We start from the raw sequence: 17,484 nt of genomic DNA, 5'->3' as shown, positions 1-17,484 counted from the left end.
AATTCTCCCACATTGGACTCCCATGACCAAATACAGCCTGCGGGCGCGCATGATGATCCTTATTCTGGCCCCAACGCTGTTGATTGGTCTGTTGCTCAGCACCTTCTTCGTAGTACATCGCTACAATGAATTACAAGAACAGCTGGTTGATGCCGGTGCCAGTATTATTGAACCCTTGGCGGTGGCCAGCGAGTACGGCATGACATTCCGCAGCCGTGAGTCGGTCAGGCAGTTGGTCAGCCTGTTGCACCGCCGGCATTCAGATATTGTGCGTTCCATTACCGTATTCGACGCGCAGAACAATCTGTTCGTCACCTCGAATTACCATCACAACGTTGCCCAATTGCAGTTGCCGAAAGGGGTTCCTATCCCCACCGATCTGATGTTAACGCGTCGCGGAGACTCACTGATCTTACGCACCCCAATCCTGGCAGAGAGCCAATATCCGGATCAAACGGCCAATAACGATCCTCAGCAGGACAACCGTCTGGGGTATGTCGCGATCGAACTGGATCTGCAATCAGTCCGGCTACAGCAATACAAGGAGGTGTTTGTCTCCACCCTGTTGCTGCTGTTGTGTATGTGCATCGCCATCTTGTTTGCTTACCGCCTGATGCGCGACGTCACCGGCCCGATCCGCAATATGGTCAACACCGTTGACCGCATCCGCCGTGGACAGCTCGACAGCCGCGTCGAAGGCTTTATGCTCGGCGAACTGCATATGCTAAAGAACGGCATCAACTCAATGGCAATGTCGCTCACCGCATATCACGAGGAGATGCAACAGAACATCGATCAGGCCACCTCTGACCTGCGCGAGACGCTGGAGCAGATGGAGATCCAGAACGTTGAACTGGATCTGGCGAAGAAACGCGCCCAGGAGGCGGCACGTATTAAATCCGAATTCCTGGCAAACATGTCGCACGAGCTCCGTACCCCGCTCAATGGTGTGATCGGATTTACCCGCCAGATGCTGAAAACCGAAATGAGCGTCACGCAGACCGACTATCTGCAAACCATTGAACGTTCGGCCAATAACTTACTGACCATCATCAACGACGTCCTGGACTTCTCTAAACTGGAGGCCGGCAAGCTGGTGCTGGAACATATTCCGTTCTCACTGCGTGAGACCCTGGATGAAGTGATTGTTTTGCTGGCGCCTAGCGCCCATGAGAAAGGGCTGGAACTCACGCTCGACGTACACAACGACGTGCCAGAGCAAGTGATCGGCGATTCGTTACGTTTGCAGCAAATCATTACCAACCTGCTCGGCAACGCGATCAAATTTACCGAGACAGGCAACATTGATATCCGCGTCGAGCTGCGAAGCCAACAAGATCGCCAGATCGAGCTGGAAGTACAAATCCACGACACCGGCATTGGTATATCCGAACGGCAACAGTCGCAATTGTTCCAGGCGTTCCGACAAGCAGATGCCAGTATTTCACGCCGCCACGGCGGGACCGGCCTGGGCTTGGTGATAACCCAGAAGCTGGTGAAAGAAATGGGGGGCGATATTTGCTTCCACAGCCAACTGAATCGCGGATCGACCTTCTGGTTCCACATCACACTCGATCTGCACGAGGGCATGCTGTCGCTGTCGACAAATTTGCCGGACCTGCAAGGCAAGACGCTAGGGTATATCGAAGCTAATCCGATGGCGGCTCAGGCAACGCTCAATATGTTGAGCGCCACCAACCTGGTAATCACCCATACGCCGACGCTCGCCCAATTGCCGAAGAAAAATTACGATTTCCTGCTGGTAGGGGTGCCGATCCCTTTCCGCGACAATATGGCACAGCACGAAAGCAAACTGCTGGCAGCACTGCAGATCGCCAATCGTGTGATTCTGGCACTGCCTTGCCAGTCGCAGATCAACGCAGAACAACTTAAACAGCAAGGCGCTGCCGGCTGCCTGATCAAGCCGATCACCAGCAACCGTCTGTTCCCACTGCTGCGTATGGAAGCCCCGCTGCGCTTGCCTGCCCTGCCGGAACGTAAACGTCTGCCTCTCACCGTAATGGCCGTTGATGACAACCCAGCCAATCTGAAGCTGATCGGTACGCTGCTCGCTGAGCAAGTGGAAAAAACGCTGCTGTGTGAAAGTGGAGAAGAAGCGTTAGTGTTGGCACGCGACAACGTGCTGGATTTGATCCTGATGGATATTCAGATGCCAAATATCGACGGTATCCGCACCAGCGAACTGATCCGTCAATTACCACACCACAATTCAACGCCAATCGTCGCCGTCACCGCCCATGCCGTCAGCGGTGAACGCGAGCATCTGCTGCAGGCCGGTATGGATGACTATCTGGCAAAGCCGATTGACGAAGCGATGCTCACCCGCGTATTAGCTCGCTACCACAGTGATGAGTCGGAACCATTGGCATCAACCGATGCCCCACTGCAGTCGCTCGATTGGCCCCTGGCACTGCGTCAGGCAGCGAACAAGCCCGATCTGGCGCACGACCTACTCCAGATGCTGCTCGACTTCCTGCCCCAGGTCAGTGGACGGGTACAAGCCCTGCTGGACGGCGCAGCAGACGACAATATTCTCGATTTGATCCACAAGCTGCACGGCAGCTGCAGTTACAGCGGCGTACCGCGTCTGAAACATCTGTGTTTCTATCTCGAACAGCAGCTACGCCTGGGCGTCAGCAATGACGAGTTAGAGCCGGAATGGCTGGAACTGTTGGATGAAATTGGGTTGGTCAGCCAGGCAGCGCGCACTCATCTGGCTTGATACTGTACGCGCACCGGAAATAAAAAAGGCACGCTGTCGCGTGCCTTTTAGGAAGAACGAGCAATTACTGCATCAACAGATACAACGTGGTATCGCCGCGCAGGATGTTCAGTGCCAGCACCGAAGGTTTGCTGTCGAGGATTTTACGCAGTTCACCCAGGTTCTGAATTGGCTGCTGATTAACCCCGAGGATAAAGTCGCCTTTTTTCAAGCCAATACGTGCTGCGGCACTGCCGGCTTTAACGTTATCCACTTTCACGCCTTTCTGGCTACCGGTTTGGCCGTTGCTCAACTCGGCACCTTCAATGCCGGTGTAGATGTTGCCAGATTCAACCTGCGTTTGAGTGCTTTGTTCCAGCGTGACGTCCACGGTGATCGGTTTGCCGTCGCGAATGATACCCAGCGACATTTTGCTGCCGACCGGCAGAGTCCCGATTTCCGCGCGGAATGACGCGAAGCTGGAGATGGCTTTGCCGTTCATGGTAACAATCACGTCACCGGCCTTGATGCCCGCCTTGGCGGCAGAAGACTTCGGCATTACCTGGCTGACAAATGCCCCGCGCTGCGCGTCAACTTTCATCGCTTTCGCCAGTTCAGAGTTCAGCTCGGTACCCATAATGCCCAACTCACCGCGTTTCACCTGGCCATACTCAACCATTTGCGCGGTCAGGTTTTTCACCATGTTGCTTGGTATAGCGAAACCAATACCAATGTTACCGCCATCTGGCGCCAGAATCGCGGTGTTGATGCCGATCAGCTCGCCGTTCAAATTAACCAGTGCGCCACCGGAGTTACCGCGGTTAATTGCCGCATCGGTCTGGATAAAGTTCTCGTAGTTCTCAATATTCAGTCCACTGCGGCCCAGGGCAGAAACGATACCAGAAGTGGCTGTTTCACCAAGCCCGTACGGGTTACCGATCGCGACGGTATAATCACCCACACGCAGTTGGTCCGAGTCCGCCATTTTAATCGCCGTCAGGTTTTTAAAGTCTTTCAGCTGGATCAACGCAATATCAGAGCGAGGATCTTTACCAATCACCTTGGCGTCAAACTTACGGCCGTCGCTCAGTTGAACCTGAATTTTATTGGCGTTGTCCACCACGTGGTTGTTGGTCACCACGTAGCCTTTAGTGGCGTCAATCACCACCCCAGCACCCAACGCCTGGAATTTTTGCTGAGTGCCTTGACCAGGAGCCCCCTGCTCACCACCAGCTCCCTGGCACATCGGCGACCCCTGGAACGGGGAACCATCCTGGCAGAACGGTGAATCCTCACCGAAGAACTGCTGGAACTGTTGCGGCATCTTCGGTGTATTCACGGTGGTGCTGCCTTCAACGTTAATGCTGACCACCGAAGGCATCACTTTCTCCAACATCGGTGCCAAACTCGGCAGTTGCTGGGTACTGGAGGACGCGGTTTCTGCAGCGCTGGCCGTCACCGGGCCCATCGCCATACCAATGCTAAATGCCAGCGCGCTCAGGACTAATACGGTTTTTTTCATCTGTGTGTCTCTTATAAAGTCGTTCAAAAGTATTAGGGTCTTTGTGCATAGTCAGAACATATTAATAACCCGAAGTTCCGGCGCAGATTATTGGTAATAGTAAACAAATATTGTCCGTCTTTACAAAACTAGAAATATGCGCCGAACGGCTAACGAAAATGCTTAAAATAACATTTATTAGCTCAAGGAATTATTCCGCAGCCATCAATCGGCGGTATTCATCATAAGCATAAAGATCGGTCATACCGCTGATATAATCCTGCAGCAAACGGGCACGGAAATAATATTCACGGATCGCCAATTGCTCGGACGACAGATGCTGCAATCCTTCAACCGCTTCCACATAGGCCAGCCGATGTTTGGTAGAAAGTTTATGAAACAGGCGCGTTTCAATTGGGTAAGCGCGGTGGCTGTCTTCCTGTACCAGACGGGTAAAATCTGCCAATGGCATGGCCAGTAATGGGCTATAGATATCCAGTAACCCGCTGATTACACGGTAACCCTGCAGCTCTAGTTGCTCAACTTCCGGGTGGTTGAAGACATGTTTGAACGCAACATTCTTGAATATTTTCAGCAGTTGATACGCTGGGCTCGAGTCTTCCAGCAAGGCCTGATTAAAGTTGCCTTGATACACCGCGTCCAGGTTATCAATAAAGCGCTGCGCTGCATGCGGGACTAAACGTGCCACGGTGAACACGCGCAGATACATGAAGAATTGATCTTCGGCACTGCGCCGTGTGCCACCGCGATCGCTCTTGCGAAAAGCACTGGCCACCGTTTTATCAAACAGATCGCCTGGCGAGACTTCGCCCCATTCCTGAGTTAAATGCTGGTAAAGCTGTTCGACAGTGAAAATGTTTTTTTCCACTGCGTCTTCCAGGTCGGCGATACAATAAGAAATATCGTCTGCGGCTTCCATAATATAAGTCAATGGGAAACGATCGAATTCCCCCATATTTAGCTCACGCCGCAGCTTATCGACAAATGCTTCCTCTGCCAGATAAAAACCCGGCTTTTTCATCAGATAGTCGTGACTGGCAGGAATGTCGGCGGCCCAATAGGCTGGACGAGTGTATTTCAGGATACACCCCACCTGCGCATACGTCAGATTTAGCTTCAACAGGGTATACACCAGCCGGATCGCTTGGGCATTGCCTTCGAAATGGCTAAGATCGTGGCGTATGCGGCTACGCAGGCGGTTAAGATCGCTCTCGCCCTCATGCAAACGTAATACGCTGACTTGGCAGCGATCGTGACTGGCAGGCTCGCTGCCGCAACTGGCGGGATCAAGCCGCTGCGAAAACCAGTCATTGATCGCCGACTCGCCAAAATGACCGAAGGGCGGGTTGCCGATGTCATGCATCAGACAGGCCATTTCAACAATACTTTCAAAGGGGTCGAGCAGTTTGGTCAGACCAAGAGCGTCTATCCGCCCATCCTGCTTGAAGCGATTGAGTATTTCTTTAGCGATATGCCGCCCCACTTGTTGCACCTCCATCGAATGCGTCAGGCGGCTGCGTACCGCTGCATTACGCTCGAGGGGAAACACCTGGGTTTTTTGCTGCAGGCGACGAATGGCGGCTGAATTGACAATGCGCCCGCGATCGCTCTCGAACTGCCGCACAATGTCGTATTCTTCTTCGGCTTCAATTGGCTTGCTGAATGGCCGCTGGAAGCTGATTTTCTGCTTAAAGTCGATCCCGGACATCTGTTTCTCCGCCGTTGCGCCCTGCCTCCGTGATAACAATTCCCGGCGGCATATGCAACGGATTATCTCTCTATGAGAGCCATGATAGACTATGGCGCAATTCCCACACCCAATCAGCGAGTCTTATTTATGAAAGTAGGCATCATCGGCGCAATGGAACAGGAAGTCACCCTGCTGCGCGATCAAATTGAAAACCGTCAGACCATTCAACGCGCGGGTTGTGAAATCTATACCGGCCAGATCGGCGGCGTTGACGTGGCCCTGCTCAAGTCAGGTATCGGCAAAGTCTCTGCGGCGATGGGTACCACTCTGCTGCTGGAACACTGCAAACCGGACGTGGTGATTAATACCGGTTCTGCCGGTGGCCTGGCCAGCACGCTCAAGGTCGGCGATATCGTGGTATCCGAAGAAGTACGTTATCACGACGCCGACGTGACCGCCTTCGGTTACGAACCGGGCCAAATGGCCGGTTGCCCTGCAGCCTTCGTGGCAAACGACGCGCTGATTGCGCTAGCGGAAAGCTGCATCAAACAACTGAATTTGAACGCGGTACGCGGCCTGATTTGCAGCGGCGACGCCTTCATCAACGGCGCTGAGCCGTTGGCACGCATTCGCGCCACGTTCCCGAACGTTGCTGCTGTGGAAATGGAAGCCGCTGCCGTCGGCCATGTTTGCCACTTGTTCGGTACGCCGTTTGTGGTCGTGCGCGCGATCTCTGACGTTGCTGACAGTGAGTCGCACATGAGCTTTGACGAGTTTCTTTCCGTCGCCGCCAAGCAATCTACACTGATGGTTAACACCATGCTGCAAACCTTGGCTAAGCGCGGTTGATGTGACGCAACGCTTTTCAGTCCTGCTGTGGCTGCTGGCATTATGGATGGCGCTGCCTGCCGGCGCCGCCCAACGGGTGATCAGCCTGGCACCCAACACAACCGAACTGGCCTATGCCGCTGGCATGGGGGATACCTTGCTGGCGGTAAGCGCTTATTCCGACTACCCGCCCGCCGCCCAGAAGCTGGAACAAGTTGCCTCGTGGCAAGGGATCAACCTGGAGCGGGTGCTGGCACTGAAGCCGGATCTGATCCTGGCATGGCGCGGCGGCAATCCACAGCGAGTACTGGATCAGCTCGCCGCCTTCGGTATCCCGATCTTTTATGCAGATGCCACCACGATTGATGATATAGCCCAATCTCTGGACAAACTGGCGCAATATAGCCCGCACCCTGAGCAAGCGCATCAGGCCGCAGAGGCTATCCGTAAACAAATTGCCGATCTGAAAGCAAAATACCCGCACAATCAGTCACGGCGGGTCCTGCTGCAATTTGGCACCCAACCGCTGTTCACCAGTTCCGGTGCCACGCTACAAAGTCAGGTATTGTCGCTGTGCGGCGCGGAGAACATCTTTGCAGACAGCCGTATGCCGTGGCCGCAAATCAGCCGGGAACAGGTGCTGGCTCGCCAGCCACAAGCGATCGTTATCGCGGGCGACCAAAAAGAGATCGCCAGCGTGAAAGCCTTTTGGGCACCACAATTGCAGGTGCCGGTGATTGCGCTGAATGGGGATTGGTTCAACCGTCCCGGGCCGCGCATCATGCTGGCAGCACAGCAATTGTGTCATCAATTGGCGGAGCTTCATTAATGCTGGTGTTCTGGCTGGATATTCTCGGCACTGCGGTTTTCGCCATTTCAGGCGTATTACTGGCGGGCAAGTTGCGTATGGATCCGTTCGGCGTGCTCGTCCTGGGCGTCGTCACCGCGGTCGGTGGTGGTACCATCCGCGATATGGCGTTGGCCAACGGCCCGGTCTTTTGGGTTAAAGATCCAACCGATCTGGTGGTAGCAATGATCACCTGCGTGCTGACACTGCTGCTGGTACGTCAGCCACGCCGCTTACCAAAATGGATCCTGCCGGTGTTGGACGCCGTTGGACTGGCGGTTTTTGTCGGCATTGGGGTAAATAAAGCCTTTGCCGCCGATGCCAGTCCATTGGTGGCAATCTGTATGGGTGTCATTACCGGGGTTGGCGGCGGCATTATCCGTGACGTGCTGGCACGGGAAATCCCGATGATTCTGCGAACCGAAATTTACGCCACCGCCTGTATTATCGGTGGCATTGTCCATGCGACCGCCTACGCGACCTTCGGCATGCCCTTACAACAGGCGATGATGCTCGGTATGGGCATTACGCTGGCTATCCGGCTCGCGGCTATCCGCTGGCACCTCAAACTCCCTGCCTTCATCCTTGAACGATAACCAAATCCCGCCCGTATCGGGCGGAATCTTATGACATCGATACGCCATAAGTCGGAATATTAGACCAATTAGTAGCCAAATGTTATTATCAACGCCTTAAAAACCGCTGGAAATCAATGTAATAAACTTTTTAACCCCAAGTTAATTATTCCCCAGCCTTGTTAAAACTTATTAACTTTTTGCCGATAAGCCATTATGTGATTGCTTACGGATGGCTATTCCCCAAACTATGAAGAATATTCTCTTTTTATTCAGCGTGCTGCTGTGCAGCTCTTTCGTTTACGCCGGCAATATGAGCGGGCAAATTGGTGTCAGCCTGACCATCGCCCCAATCTGTAGCGTGGATACAGGGGGTTCAACGCCACAGGTAACATGCGGTAATACGGCCAGTGCCCAGCCTAAAGTCACCCACAGTCCGTTAGCCACAGAGGGCGAAAATGATGCTTACCGAGAACTGATCACGGTGGAATGGTAACCATAAAAAAACCCGCAAACCGATGGGGTTGGCGGGTTTATACGCTGGCTGGTGGGATCACACGCTGAACGAGGATCCGCAGCCGCAGGTAGTTTTGGCGTTCGGGTTAGTCACCACGAAGCGCGAGCCTTCCAGCCCTTCGGTATAATCAACCGAGCCACCGACCAGATATTGCAGGCTCATCGGATCAACAACCAGAGCAACACCCTGTTTCTCGATGGTCATATCACCGTCATTGACCTTATCGTCAAAAGTGAAGCCGTACTGGAATCCGCTGCAACCGCCACCGGTAATGTAAACCCGTAACTTCAGATTCGGGTTTTCTTCGTCAGCAATCAGGACTTTAACCTTACTTGCTGCTGCCTCGGTAAATTGCAGGGGCAGTGCTGTTTCATCACTCATACTCTTTACTCCCAACATTGTTCTGCATCAGGTCGCTACAATGGCGGCCGGATTAATGTTAATGATTATCCAATACCTGAGTGTTGCGTTCAAGTATTCACCGCATTTGTTGTATTTTCTTTACCTGTTTTATCTGCCGCTTCACTGGCCTGCTGCGCTTCCTGACGCTGTAGCGTACGGGCCAATATCGAGGAATACAACGGCTTGCCCCCAAGGAACTGAGCCACCAGCGTAGCACCAAGGCAGGTAATAATCATGGGCAGTATGAGCTGATAGTTATCGGTCATTTCCAACACCAAGACGATACCGGTCAGGGGCGCGCGCACTGTCGCAGCGAACAAGGCTCCCATGCCGGCAATGGCGAATGTGCCAGCCTCGATGCCATACTGCGGGAACAAATGAGCACCGGCCAAGCCAAAAGCCGTACCAAACAGCGTGCCCAACGCCAGCATCGGTGCAAAAATCCCCCCCGGGGCACCGGAACCGAAGCACAGTAACGTGGTGATGACCCGGGTAATGAAAATAAACATCAGCATACCGACGCTGTAGTTACCTGCCGCAGCGATCGGGATCAGGCCAAAGCCTCCACCTGCGGCCTCCGGTTGGATCAACCCCAGGATGCCGCAAATGCCGCCGAGCAATCCCCCCATCAGCAAAATCTTGCGCATCTTGCCGCCGTGCAGACGAGCAAACATGTCCTGAGTGCGGAAAATTAGCGCGTTGAACATCACGCCAACCGCGCCGAATATGGCCCCCAGCACCAGGTATAACCAAAGGGTATTAATCGGTGCGGAGGAAAGCTTGCCCACCGCAATCACCGATCCTTCGCCATTGAACAACTGAAACACCACGCTCGACATAATAACGCCGATAAACACCGCTTTAATTGAGATCAGGTTATAGCGGAACTGCGGGCGCATCTCTTCAATGATGAACAGAATGCCGGCCAGCGGCGCATTGAAGGCGGCCGAGAGGCCGGCAGCCGCACCGGTAGCCAGCAGCGAATGACGCGCCTCTGCGCCGCGCATACGGAAAATATCCAGCACCATACGCCCAACGTTGCCCCCCATCTGCACCGTCGGCCCTTCACGACCTAGCACCATGCCCGCCCCAAGCGTACCCATGCCGCCAATAAACTTCACCGGAATCACTCGCCACCAGCGTACTGGGCGCAGTTCTTCCAATGCGCCTTCAATTTCCGGAATACCCGATCCCCCGGCTTCAGGGGCAAAACGGCGGACCAAATAATAGCCCAGCACGGCCAGCCCGGCAGAAAGAACAAAAGCCAACGGCCACACCAGAATCCAGTAATCAGCGACCTGTGCCAACGCAGAAAGGCGCTGCTGCTGCACCCAATCCACCGCTTTATCAAATGCCACGCCAAGCAAACCGGCCAGAGTCCCCACCACCGCGGCCATGAACAAGACAGCCACGGGCGTTTTATCACGACGCATAAACTGACGCACCATGTCACTCCGTTTGAGTCTTGGAGCCCGTGCGAGCGGTGATTGTTGCTGTAATTCAGTCATAATGGGCTATTCATTAGTGGAGTTAAATGTAATACAAATAGGCAAGTCGAATATTCTAGCGCACCCACTGACCAACCGCCCCCCTAAATAGGTATCTGACTGTGATCGTTTCATATCAGCGAACACTTCACTAGAATAGCGCGGTCAAATCATTCAAAGAGAATCCAGGAGCCGATTTATGAGCTTACACAACAAGTCCGAAAATCTGTATGCGCAGGCACAACAGGTAATCCCAGGCGGGGTTAACTCTCCGGTGCGTGCATTCAGCGGCGTTGGTGGTGTGCCACTGTTTATCGAGCGTGCAGACGGGGCTTACCTGTTTGACGTCGACGGCAAAGCCTATATCGACTACGTCGGTTCCTGGGGCCCGATGGTACTGGGGCATAACCACCCGGCGATCCGCAACGCAGTGATCGAAGCGGCACAGCGTGGCCTGAGCTTTGGCGCGCCTACCGAGATGGAAGTCAAAATGGCCGAGCTGGTCACCGAACTGGTGCCCACCATGGACATGGTGCGAATGGTGAACTCAGGCACCGAAGCCACCATGAGCGCAATCCGCTTGGCGCGTGGCTATACCAATCGCGATAAAATCATCAAATTTGAAGGCTGCTACCACGGTCACGCCGACTGCCTGCTGGTAAAAGCCGGCTCCGGCGCACTGACGCTGGGCCAACCGAACTCACCGGGCGTACCGGCCGACTTCGCCAAACACACCCTGACCTGCACCTTTAACGATCTGGATTCGGTACGTACCGCATTTGAGCAGTACCCTTCAGAGATCGCCTGTATCATCGTTGAGCCAGTCGCAGGCAACATGAACTGTGTACCACCGTTGCCTGAATTCCTGCCAGGTCTGCGCGCACTGTGTGACAAGTACGGTGCCCTGCTGATTATCGACGAAGTCATGACCGGCTTCCGCGTGGCGCTGGCAGGGGCGCAGTCCTATTACGATGTAGAACCCGACCTTACTTGCCTGGGCAAAATCATCGGTGGCGGCATGCCCGTTGGCGCGTTCGGCGGCCGTCGTGACGTGATGGCCGCACTGGCGCCCACCGGCCCGGTTTATCAGGCAGGTACACTGTCCGGTAACCCGATTGCAATGGCCGCGGGCTACGCCTGCCTTACCGAAGTTTCGCAGGTGGGTATCCACCAGACACTGACCGAACTCACAGATATGCTGGCGGATGGCCTGCTGCATGCGGCAAAAGAAGAAAACATCCCGTTGGTGGTAAACCACGTTGGTGGCATGTTCGGCTTGTTCTTTACCGATGCTCCGTCAGTCACCTGCTATCAGGATGTGATGCAGTGCGATGTAGAGCGCTTCAAGCGCTTCTTCCACCTGATGCTGGATGAAGGCGTTTATCTGGCGCCTTCCGCCTTTGAAGCGGGCTTTATGTCTGTTGCGCATAGCAAAGAAGATATCCAACGCACCATCGACGCTGCACGCCGCAGCTTCGCCAAACTGTAAGCTTCGGCAATCCAACAAAAACGGGCGCTAAGCGCCCGTTTTTTATTTCTGGTGGTTAAGCCAAATACCGTCTTAGAGCAGGGTGCCGTAAATCGTCAATAGCGCCACCACCACCACAATGATCATTGTTACCTTACGCGCCAACGTTACCGCTGCCCGTGGGGTCTGCACTGGATCCATATGGGGTTCCCGCGCTAATGAGAACTGCGCCAATCGCGTCAACACCTGATACTGCGAAGAATGGCGATCCCCCAACGATGCCACCCATGCCGGCAGCGCTTTCTCACCATGCCCGATCAATGCATAGGCCACACCGGCCAGGCGTACCGGGATCCAGTCTAACCAGTGCAGCAGATGATCGATGCCCGACTGTGAACGTTCCAACGGGGTATTATGACGCGCCAACCAGGTTTGATAGGCACGCAGGAAAGAATAGCCCGCCAAGGCAATCGGTCCGTAGGGCCCGCAGACGACAAACCAGAACAGCGGCGCCAAATAATAGCGGAAGTTAATCCACAGCAACGCGTTCTGCAGTTCACGCAAGCGCAGCTCTTCGCTGCAATCCACTGGCAAGCCGTGAATTAGCGCCAGTTCTTCCGCCATCTGATCACTGGCATGTACATCTCCCTGACGTGCCGCCTTCAGATAGGCACGGTAGTGTTTGCGCTTAATACCCGCGCCCACACACAGCAAATCAATAATGATCCACAGCAACAGCGTCACTACGCCGAAAAACAGCCCCTGAGCCAGCCACAGAATCCCCCCTACCACAACCATCCAGGCAAGAGTCATCAGTAACGTCTGTGCTAGTGAAAATCGATGTAACCGATGAAACACCACCTCCAGGCGGTGATCCAACTGCCAATGCTCCCCTAGCTTGAACAAACGTTCCCACGCCAGAACCAGTAACAGCGTAAACAGCGTCATTAGCGACTCCTCTCCTTTTCCATTATTCCAAGCATAGCGTCATCGGGCTTGCCGGGTTGTTCCAGAGATGCCAGATATAACTCCCCGTCAAACACAGGGCTGGGACGATCCTGCTGTGCATCGCGATGTGCGGTGCAGGCATCGGATAATGTATGATTAGCAGCGCAACCAACGTGCTGCTGTGGTACTTGTCACGGCAACAGAGTAGCATGTTCCCTCTACGAACTTACCGTCCATTTCGGAGTTTTCTATGCCGACACGCCGCTACAGTGCCGACAGTCGCCGCACCGAGCTTCTTGAACGAATTGAAAGCGATATCCCCTATGCCGTTGCCCAGGCCCTGCGTGAAGACCTGGGGGGCGAAGTCGATGCCGAACGCGATATTACCGCGCAATTGTTACCGGCCGACACCCAAGCCGAAGCGACCATCATCACCCGTGAACCCGGCATATTTTGCGGCCAACGCTGGTTGAACGAAGTCTTCATCCAATTGAGTAACCAGGTGAAGGTGGAATGGCTGGTGGCAGACGGCGATAGCCTGGTGCCCGATCAACTGCTCTGCAAACTGACCGGCCCGGCACGAGTGCTACTGACAGGTGAACGTACCGCACTGAACTTTGTACAGACGCTTTCTGGCGTAGCGACCGAAGTCAGCCGCTATGTGGCACTGTTACAAGGCACGCAAACTCGCCTGCTGGACACCCGTAAGACTTTGCCTGGGCTGCGCACCGCGCTGAAATATGCGGTGTTGTGCGGCGGTGGCAGCAACCACCGGCTGGGGCTATCCGACGCCTTCCTGATCAAAGAAAACCACATCATTGCCTCCGGTTCGATTAAAAAGGCGGTCGAGAAAGCGTTCTGGCTGCATGCCGACGTGCCCGTCGAAGTCGAAGTGGAGTCGCTGGATGAATTACAACAGGCGCTGGATGCCGGCGCCGACATCGTCATGCTGGATAACTTCAGCGTTGAGATGATGCGCACCGCTGTGGCGCAAACTCAGGGCCGTGCTCAACTGGAGGTTTCAGGTAATGTCACCAGTGACACCCTGCGCACCTTCGCCGAAACCGGCGTGGACTACATTTCCGTTGGTGCTCTGACCAAGCACGTGACCGCCCTCGATCTGTCGATGCGCTTCAAATAATGCCCCGCCTTCCCGCTGCAGCGGGGAGGTATTCCCCATCAACATTGCGACATCCCCCCCAATGTTGTAACCCCTGCTGCAAACACAACGCATTACGCTGGAAACACACCGCAAAACGCCGCTAAGCCCCTCGAAGCCTCTATCCCTAGCGTTTACCCTGCCCTCCACATTCATTAGGAGGCAACAACAGATGGAAACACAGCGCGGTTTTACCTTGATCGAATTGATGGTGGTGATCGCCATTATTGCGATCCTCAGCGCCATTGGCATTCCCGCCTATCAGCGGTATATCCAAAAAGCAGCGATGACCGACATGCTGCAAACCATGACCCCATATAAAATGGCCGTTGAGTTATGTGTACTCGACAATGGCGTACCCACTGCGTGCAACGCCGGCAGTCAAGGCATTCCTACAGGCGGGACATCACGTTATGTCAGCGCAGTTCAGGTCAGCCAAGGTGTTATTTCGCTGACCGGCACACAAACGCTTCAGGGGCTGACGGTGACGCTCACCCCAACTCAAAATACCCGCGGTCTGACCCGCTGGACCCGCCAGTGCAGCAGTGACAACACCAACTTGCAAGAGACCTGCCAAGAGGTCTTCCGTTTTGATACAACCAACACGACGCCAACACCATGAGTGTGACGATCAGCGATGAAATCCATGCACTGTGCCGACGCTATCAGGCGTTGGCACTCAGTGAAGACGAGTACTGCCTGAACGTTGCCCTGGCTGAAGAAGCGCCTCCAGCATTGCTAACGGCCCTGCGTTTCGCCACCGGTAAACGCATTCATCTGGAACAGTGGCCAGCAGCCCGGTTAGAGCTGGAGCTAAATCACCGTCAAATACAGGGCGACCACTTCCAACAAGCCCTTCAGGAACCTGAACCAGAGACCCCCTCATTAAATGATGACAGTGACGCCCCCGTCGTACAGTTCATTAATCAGACCTTGCGCATCGCCATTCAACGGCGCGCTTCGGATATTCATGTTGAACCTTACCAGCAGACGCTGCGTATCCGACTGCGCATCGACGGCGTACTACAAGCCATAGCGTCACCACCTTTTGCACTGGCCGCACGCCTTACCGCCCGGCTGAAGATCATGGGGCAACTGGACATTGCCGAACGACGCCTGCCGCAAGATGGTCAGCTCAGCGTACAGTTGGATAACGCGACATACTCAATGCGCATCGCCACCTTACCCACGCTGCACGGTGAAAAAGTGGTACTGCGGATCCTGCACACTGAGCGTCAGGAGCTACCGTTGGAGCAGTTGGGTATGGATCAGACTGCGCTGGCACAGTTTGCCGCAGCGCTGTCCTGTCCTCAGGGCCTGATCCTGGTCACCGGCCCGACGGGTAGCGGTAAAACCGTTACCCTCTATAGCGGCCTCCGCCAGTTAAATGACGCGCAGAGCAATTTATGCAGTGTCGAGGACCCCATTGAGATCCCGCTGTTTGGCGTCAACCAAACGCAGATTAACGCCAAAACCGATCTGGATTTCTCTCGCGTTTTGCGCGCCTTACTGCGGCAAGATCCGGATATCATCATGATCGGTGAAATCCGCGATCGAGAAACGGCAGAAATCGCGGTTAAAGCCGCGCAAACCGGTCATCTGGTGCTTTCTACATTGCACACCAATTCCACCAGCGAAACGCTAACGCGCCTGACCCATATGGGCATTCCCGGTTATTTGATTGCCGCCTGCCTGAAATTGGTGATTGCCCAACGACTGGTGCGCAAACTTTGCCGTCACTGCCGTTATCAACAAAGCGGGGCGGTGCACTTCCCCACTGCAATTTGGGCTGACCCTCTGCACCCCTGGCAAGCCGATGGCTGTGAACACTGTTTCAGCGGTTACTATGGCCGTATCGGAGTCTATGAATTGTTGACCATCACACCAGAGGTGCAGACCGGCCTATTGCAAGGTGCAGCCCCTGCTCAATTAGCCGATATTGCACGACAGCAGGGGCAAGCAACATTGTTGCAAGCCGGGTTAACGTTGGTTTCTCAAGGTGTTACCTCGCTTGAAGAGGTGTATCGCATTGTCGGCATCATTATTGCCGACACCGGAGAGGCACCGTGAAAAACTTACGTCTTTTCCTCTGGCAGGCGATTGACTCCCAAGGGCAACTGCACCAAGGGGAATTGATGAGCCCCGAAAAGAACAGGGTCAGCCTGTGGCTTATCGAACAAGGGCTACAGCCCTACAAAATTGACAGTGGTAAACGCATTCCCCCCAGCCAGTGGCGCGGAGACCCCCTGATCCAATTCACTCGTCAGCTTGCCACTTTGTTGCAGGCCGGGCTACCGCTGGTTAGCGGATTACAACTCCTGGCAGCAGAACACCCTTCCGCCGCCTGGCGCTGTTTGCTACGGGAGCTCAGCGAATTGGTGCAGCAAGGCCAGCCGTTTTCGGAAGCCATCGCCGGACAAACGGCCATATTCCCTTTGATCTACCGCCAGTTGATCGCCATTGGGGAGCTCACCGGCCACCTGGATGAATGCTGCCTACAGCTGGCCCAACAGCAGGAAGCCCATCAAAAGCTGCAGAAGAAAGTGGTTAAGGCACTGCGTTATCCCTTGTTTATCTGCGCTGTAGCGCTACTGGTGAGCATGCTAATGCTGGTCATGGTGTTGCCGGAGTTTGCCGGTGTCTACCAGTCATTCAATGCGCCACTGCCGTGGTTTACTCAAGGACTGCTGAATCTTTCCGCCCTGTTGATCCAGAGCGGCCCCTGGCTAGCCCTCGTACTGTTCTGCATGACGATGGCTTATTTTCACCGTCTGCACCCGCAACCACGATGGCGCAGGCGTGAACAGGCAGCGCTACTCCGCCTGCCGCTGATTGCGCCTTTGATCAAAGGCGGCTGTCTAAGCCAAATATTCCGCATTCTGGCGATGACCCAGCAAGCCGGGTTAACGCTGATTGAAGGCTTGAACGCAGCCGCACTGTCGATAGATAACCTGTTTTACCGTCAGGCAATTGAGAAGGTGCAGCAACAGATTGCGCAAGGGCACACTTTCCACAGCGCGTTGAAGCAACAAACGCTTTTCCCTTCGCTGTGTCAGCAGTTGGTACGGGTTGGCGAAGAGTCGGGATCGTTAGATACGCTGCTGGGCAAACTTGCTCTGTGGCATGAGCAGCAAACCTTTGAGCGGGCCGACACCCTGGCGCAAACGCTGGAACCCATATTGATGCTGGTGGTCGGTGGGATCGTAGGCACACTGGTGATCGCAATGTACCTGCCGATATTTCAGTTGGGGAATGTGTTGGGATGAACCTGAAGACGAACATGGGCGCAGCAAAACACTGCACCCACAATTTAGCTACG

Annotated in this window: 15 protein-coding genes; 10 read left to right on the top strand and 5 right to left on the bottom strand. The window is 54.6% G+C overall.

Annotated features, from left to right (window positions below; translation table 11 throughout):
- Positions 1-22 precede the first annotated feature (22 nt).
- The gene (gene barA, locus JOE25_RS11190; RefSeq protein ID WP_209635142.1) at positions 23-2,743 is read left to right on the top strand and encodes a two-component sensor histidine kinase BarA; all 2,721 of its coding nucleotides are present in this window, start codon (positions 23-25) and stop codon (positions 2,741-2,743) included.
- Positions 2,744-2,807: 64 nt separating this feature from the next.
- Here barA and degP read toward each other — a convergent pair whose 3' ends face one another.
- Together degP and dgt are read right to left on the bottom strand one after the other, a co-directional pair.
- Positions 2,808-4,244: a serine endoprotease DegP gene (degP, locus tag JOE25_RS11185; RefSeq protein WP_209635140.1), complete on the bottom strand. Its 1,437-nt coding sequence runs from the start codon at positions 4,242-4,244 to the stop codon at positions 2,808-2,810.
- Positions 4,245-4,434: 190 nt separating this feature from the next.
- The gene (gene dgt, locus JOE25_RS11180) at positions 4,435-5,952 is read right to left on the bottom strand and encodes a dGTPase (RefSeq protein ID WP_209635139.1); all 1,518 of its coding nucleotides are present in this window, start codon (positions 5,950-5,952) and stop codon (positions 4,435-4,437) included.
- Positions 5,953-6,081: 129 nt separating this feature from the next.
- Here dgt and mtnN point away from each other — a divergent pair, with 129 nt between their 5' ends.
- The 4 genes from mtnN (at position 6,082) to JOE25_RS11160 (ending at position 8,680) form a co-directional block, all read left to right on the top strand.
- On the top strand, positions 6,082-6,783 hold the full coding sequence (mtnN, locus tag JOE25_RS11175) for a 5'-methylthioadenosine/S-adenosylhomocysteine nucleosidase (RefSeq protein ID WP_209635137.1): 702 nt from the start codon (positions 6,082-6,084) through the stop codon (positions 6,781-6,783).
- A gap of 1 nt (position 6,784) precedes the next feature.
- On the top strand, positions 6,785-7,591 hold the full coding sequence (gene btuF / locus JOE25_RS11170) for a vitamin B12 ABC transporter substrate-binding protein BtuF (RefSeq protein ID WP_209635134.1): 807 nt from the start codon (positions 6,785-6,787) through the stop codon (positions 7,589-7,591).
- Positions 7,591-8,205, top strand: a complete 615-nt coding sequence (locus JOE25_RS11165) for a TRIC cation channel family protein (RefSeq protein ID WP_012005233.1) — start codon at positions 7,591-7,593, stop codon at positions 8,203-8,205. The genes btuF and JOE25_RS11165 overlap by 1 nt, the downstream gene beginning before the upstream one ends.
- A gap of 229 nt (positions 8,206-8,434) precedes the next feature.
- Positions 8,435-8,680: a hypothetical protein gene (locus JOE25_RS11160; protein ID WP_245209819.1), complete on the top strand. Its 246-nt coding sequence runs from the start codon at positions 8,435-8,437 to the stop codon at positions 8,678-8,680.
- A 57-nt stretch (positions 8,681-8,737) separates the two neighbouring features.
- On the opposite strand, the gene erpA is transcribed toward JOE25_RS11160, so the two are convergent.
- Together erpA and clcA are read right to left on the bottom strand one after the other, a co-directional pair.
- Positions 8,738-9,082: an iron-sulfur cluster insertion protein ErpA gene (erpA, locus tag JOE25_RS11155; protein ID WP_004950184.1), complete on the bottom strand. Its 345-nt coding sequence runs from the start codon at positions 9,080-9,082 to the stop codon at positions 8,738-8,740.
- A gap of 89 nt (positions 9,083-9,171) precedes the next feature.
- Positions 9,172-10,611: a H(+)/Cl(-) exchange transporter ClcA gene (gene clcA / locus JOE25_RS11150; RefSeq protein ID WP_209635110.1), complete on the bottom strand. Its 1,440-nt coding sequence runs from the start codon at positions 10,609-10,611 to the stop codon at positions 9,172-9,174.
- A 178-nt stretch (positions 10,612-10,789) separates the two neighbouring features.
- Between clcA and hemL the strand changes: the two genes are divergently transcribed.
- Entirely contained in the window at positions 10,790-12,079 is a 1,290-nt protein-coding gene (gene hemL, locus JOE25_RS11145) for a glutamate-1-semialdehyde 2,1-aminomutase (protein WP_209635108.1), read from the top strand.
- Between the two features lie 72 nt (positions 12,080-12,151).
- On the opposite strand, the gene ampE is transcribed toward hemL, so the two are convergent.
- On the bottom strand, positions 12,152-13,006 hold the full coding sequence (gene ampE, locus JOE25_RS11140; RefSeq protein ID WP_209635105.1) for a beta-lactamase regulator AmpE: 855 nt from the start codon (positions 13,004-13,006) through the stop codon (positions 12,152-12,154).
- Between the two features lie 250 nt (positions 13,007-13,256).
- Here ampE and nadC point away from each other — a divergent pair, with 250 nt between their 5' ends.
- The 4 genes from nadC (at position 13,257) to hofC (ending at position 17,431) form a co-directional block, all read left to right on the top strand.
- Positions 13,257-14,147, top strand: coding sequence for a carboxylating nicotinate-nucleotide diphosphorylase (gene nadC / locus JOE25_RS11135; RefSeq protein ID WP_209635103.1), 891 nt, complete (start codon positions 13,257-13,259; stop codon positions 14,145-14,147).
- 190 nt (positions 14,148-14,337) lie between these two features.
- Complete coding sequence (gene ppdD / locus JOE25_RS11130; protein ID WP_209635102.1) at positions 14,338-14,787, top strand: prepilin peptidase-dependent pilin; 450 nt, start codon at positions 14,338-14,340, stop codon at positions 14,785-14,787.
- Entirely contained in the window at positions 14,784-16,235 is a 1,452-nt protein-coding gene (gspE, locus tag JOE25_RS11125) for a type II secretion system protein GspE (RefSeq protein ID WP_209635099.1), read from the top strand. The genes ppdD and gspE overlap by 4 nt, the downstream gene beginning before the upstream one ends.
- Entirely contained in the window at positions 16,232-17,431 is a 1,200-nt protein-coding gene (gene hofC, locus JOE25_RS11120) for a protein transport protein HofC (RefSeq protein WP_209635097.1), read from the top strand. The genes gspE and hofC overlap by 4 nt, the downstream gene beginning before the upstream one ends.
- The last annotated feature ends 53 nt before the right edge of the window (positions 17,432-17,484 follow it).

This window comes from Serratia sp. PL17 (genome assembly GCF_017832355.1).
In the GTDB taxonomy this organism is placed as follows: Bacteria; Pseudomonadota; Gammaproteobacteria; order Enterobacterales; family Enterobacteriaceae; genus Serratia.
Note: the sequence above shows the minus strand (reverse complement) of the source record. Positions and strands in the feature narration are given on the sequence as shown.

Excerpts from the sequence above, each read along its gene's own strand:
- barA (WP_209635142.1), top strand. The coding sequence starts at position 23 with ATGACCAAATACAGCCTGCGGGCGCGCATGATGATCCTTATTCTGGCC.
- degP (WP_209635140.1), bottom strand. The coding sequence starts at position 4,244 with ATGAAAAAAACCGTATTAGTCCTGAGCGCGCTGGCATTTAGCATTGGT.
- dgt (WP_209635139.1), bottom strand. The coding sequence starts at position 5,952 with ATGTCCGGGATCGACTTTAAGCAGAAAATCAGCTTCCAGCGGCCATTC.
- mtnN (WP_209635137.1), top strand. The coding sequence starts at position 6,082 with ATGAAAGTAGGCATCATCGGCGCAATGGAACAGGAAGTCACCCTGCTG.
- JOE25_RS11165 (WP_012005233.1), top strand. The coding sequence starts at position 7,591 with ATGCTGGTGTTCTGGCTGGATATTCTCGGCACTGCGGTTTTCGCCATT.
- JOE25_RS11160 (WP_245209819.1), top strand. The coding sequence starts at position 8,435 with ATGAAGAATATTCTCTTTTTATTCAGCGTGCTGCTGTGCAGCTCTTTC.
- erpA (WP_004950184.1), bottom strand. The coding sequence starts at position 9,082 with ATGAGTGATGAAACAGCACTGCCCCTGCAATTTACCGAGGCAGCAGCA.
- clcA (WP_209635110.1), bottom strand. The coding sequence starts at position 10,611 with ATGACTGAATTACAGCAACAATCACCGCTCGCACGGGCTCCAAGACTC.
- hemL (WP_209635108.1), top strand. The coding sequence starts at position 10,790 with ATGAGCTTACACAACAAGTCCGAAAATCTGTATGCGCAGGCACAACAG.
- ampE (WP_209635105.1), bottom strand. The coding sequence starts at position 13,006 with ATGACGCTGTTTACGCTGTTACTGGTTCTGGCGTGGGAACGTTTGTTC.
- nadC (WP_209635103.1), top strand. The coding sequence starts at position 13,257 with ATGCCGACACGCCGCTACAGTGCCGACAGTCGCCGCACCGAGCTTCTT.
- ppdD (WP_209635102.1), top strand. The coding sequence starts at position 14,338 with ATGGAAACACAGCGCGGTTTTACCTTGATCGAATTGATGGTGGTGATC.
- gspE (WP_209635099.1), top strand. The coding sequence starts at position 14,784 with ATGAGTGTGACGATCAGCGATGAAATCCATGCACTGTGCCGACGCTAT.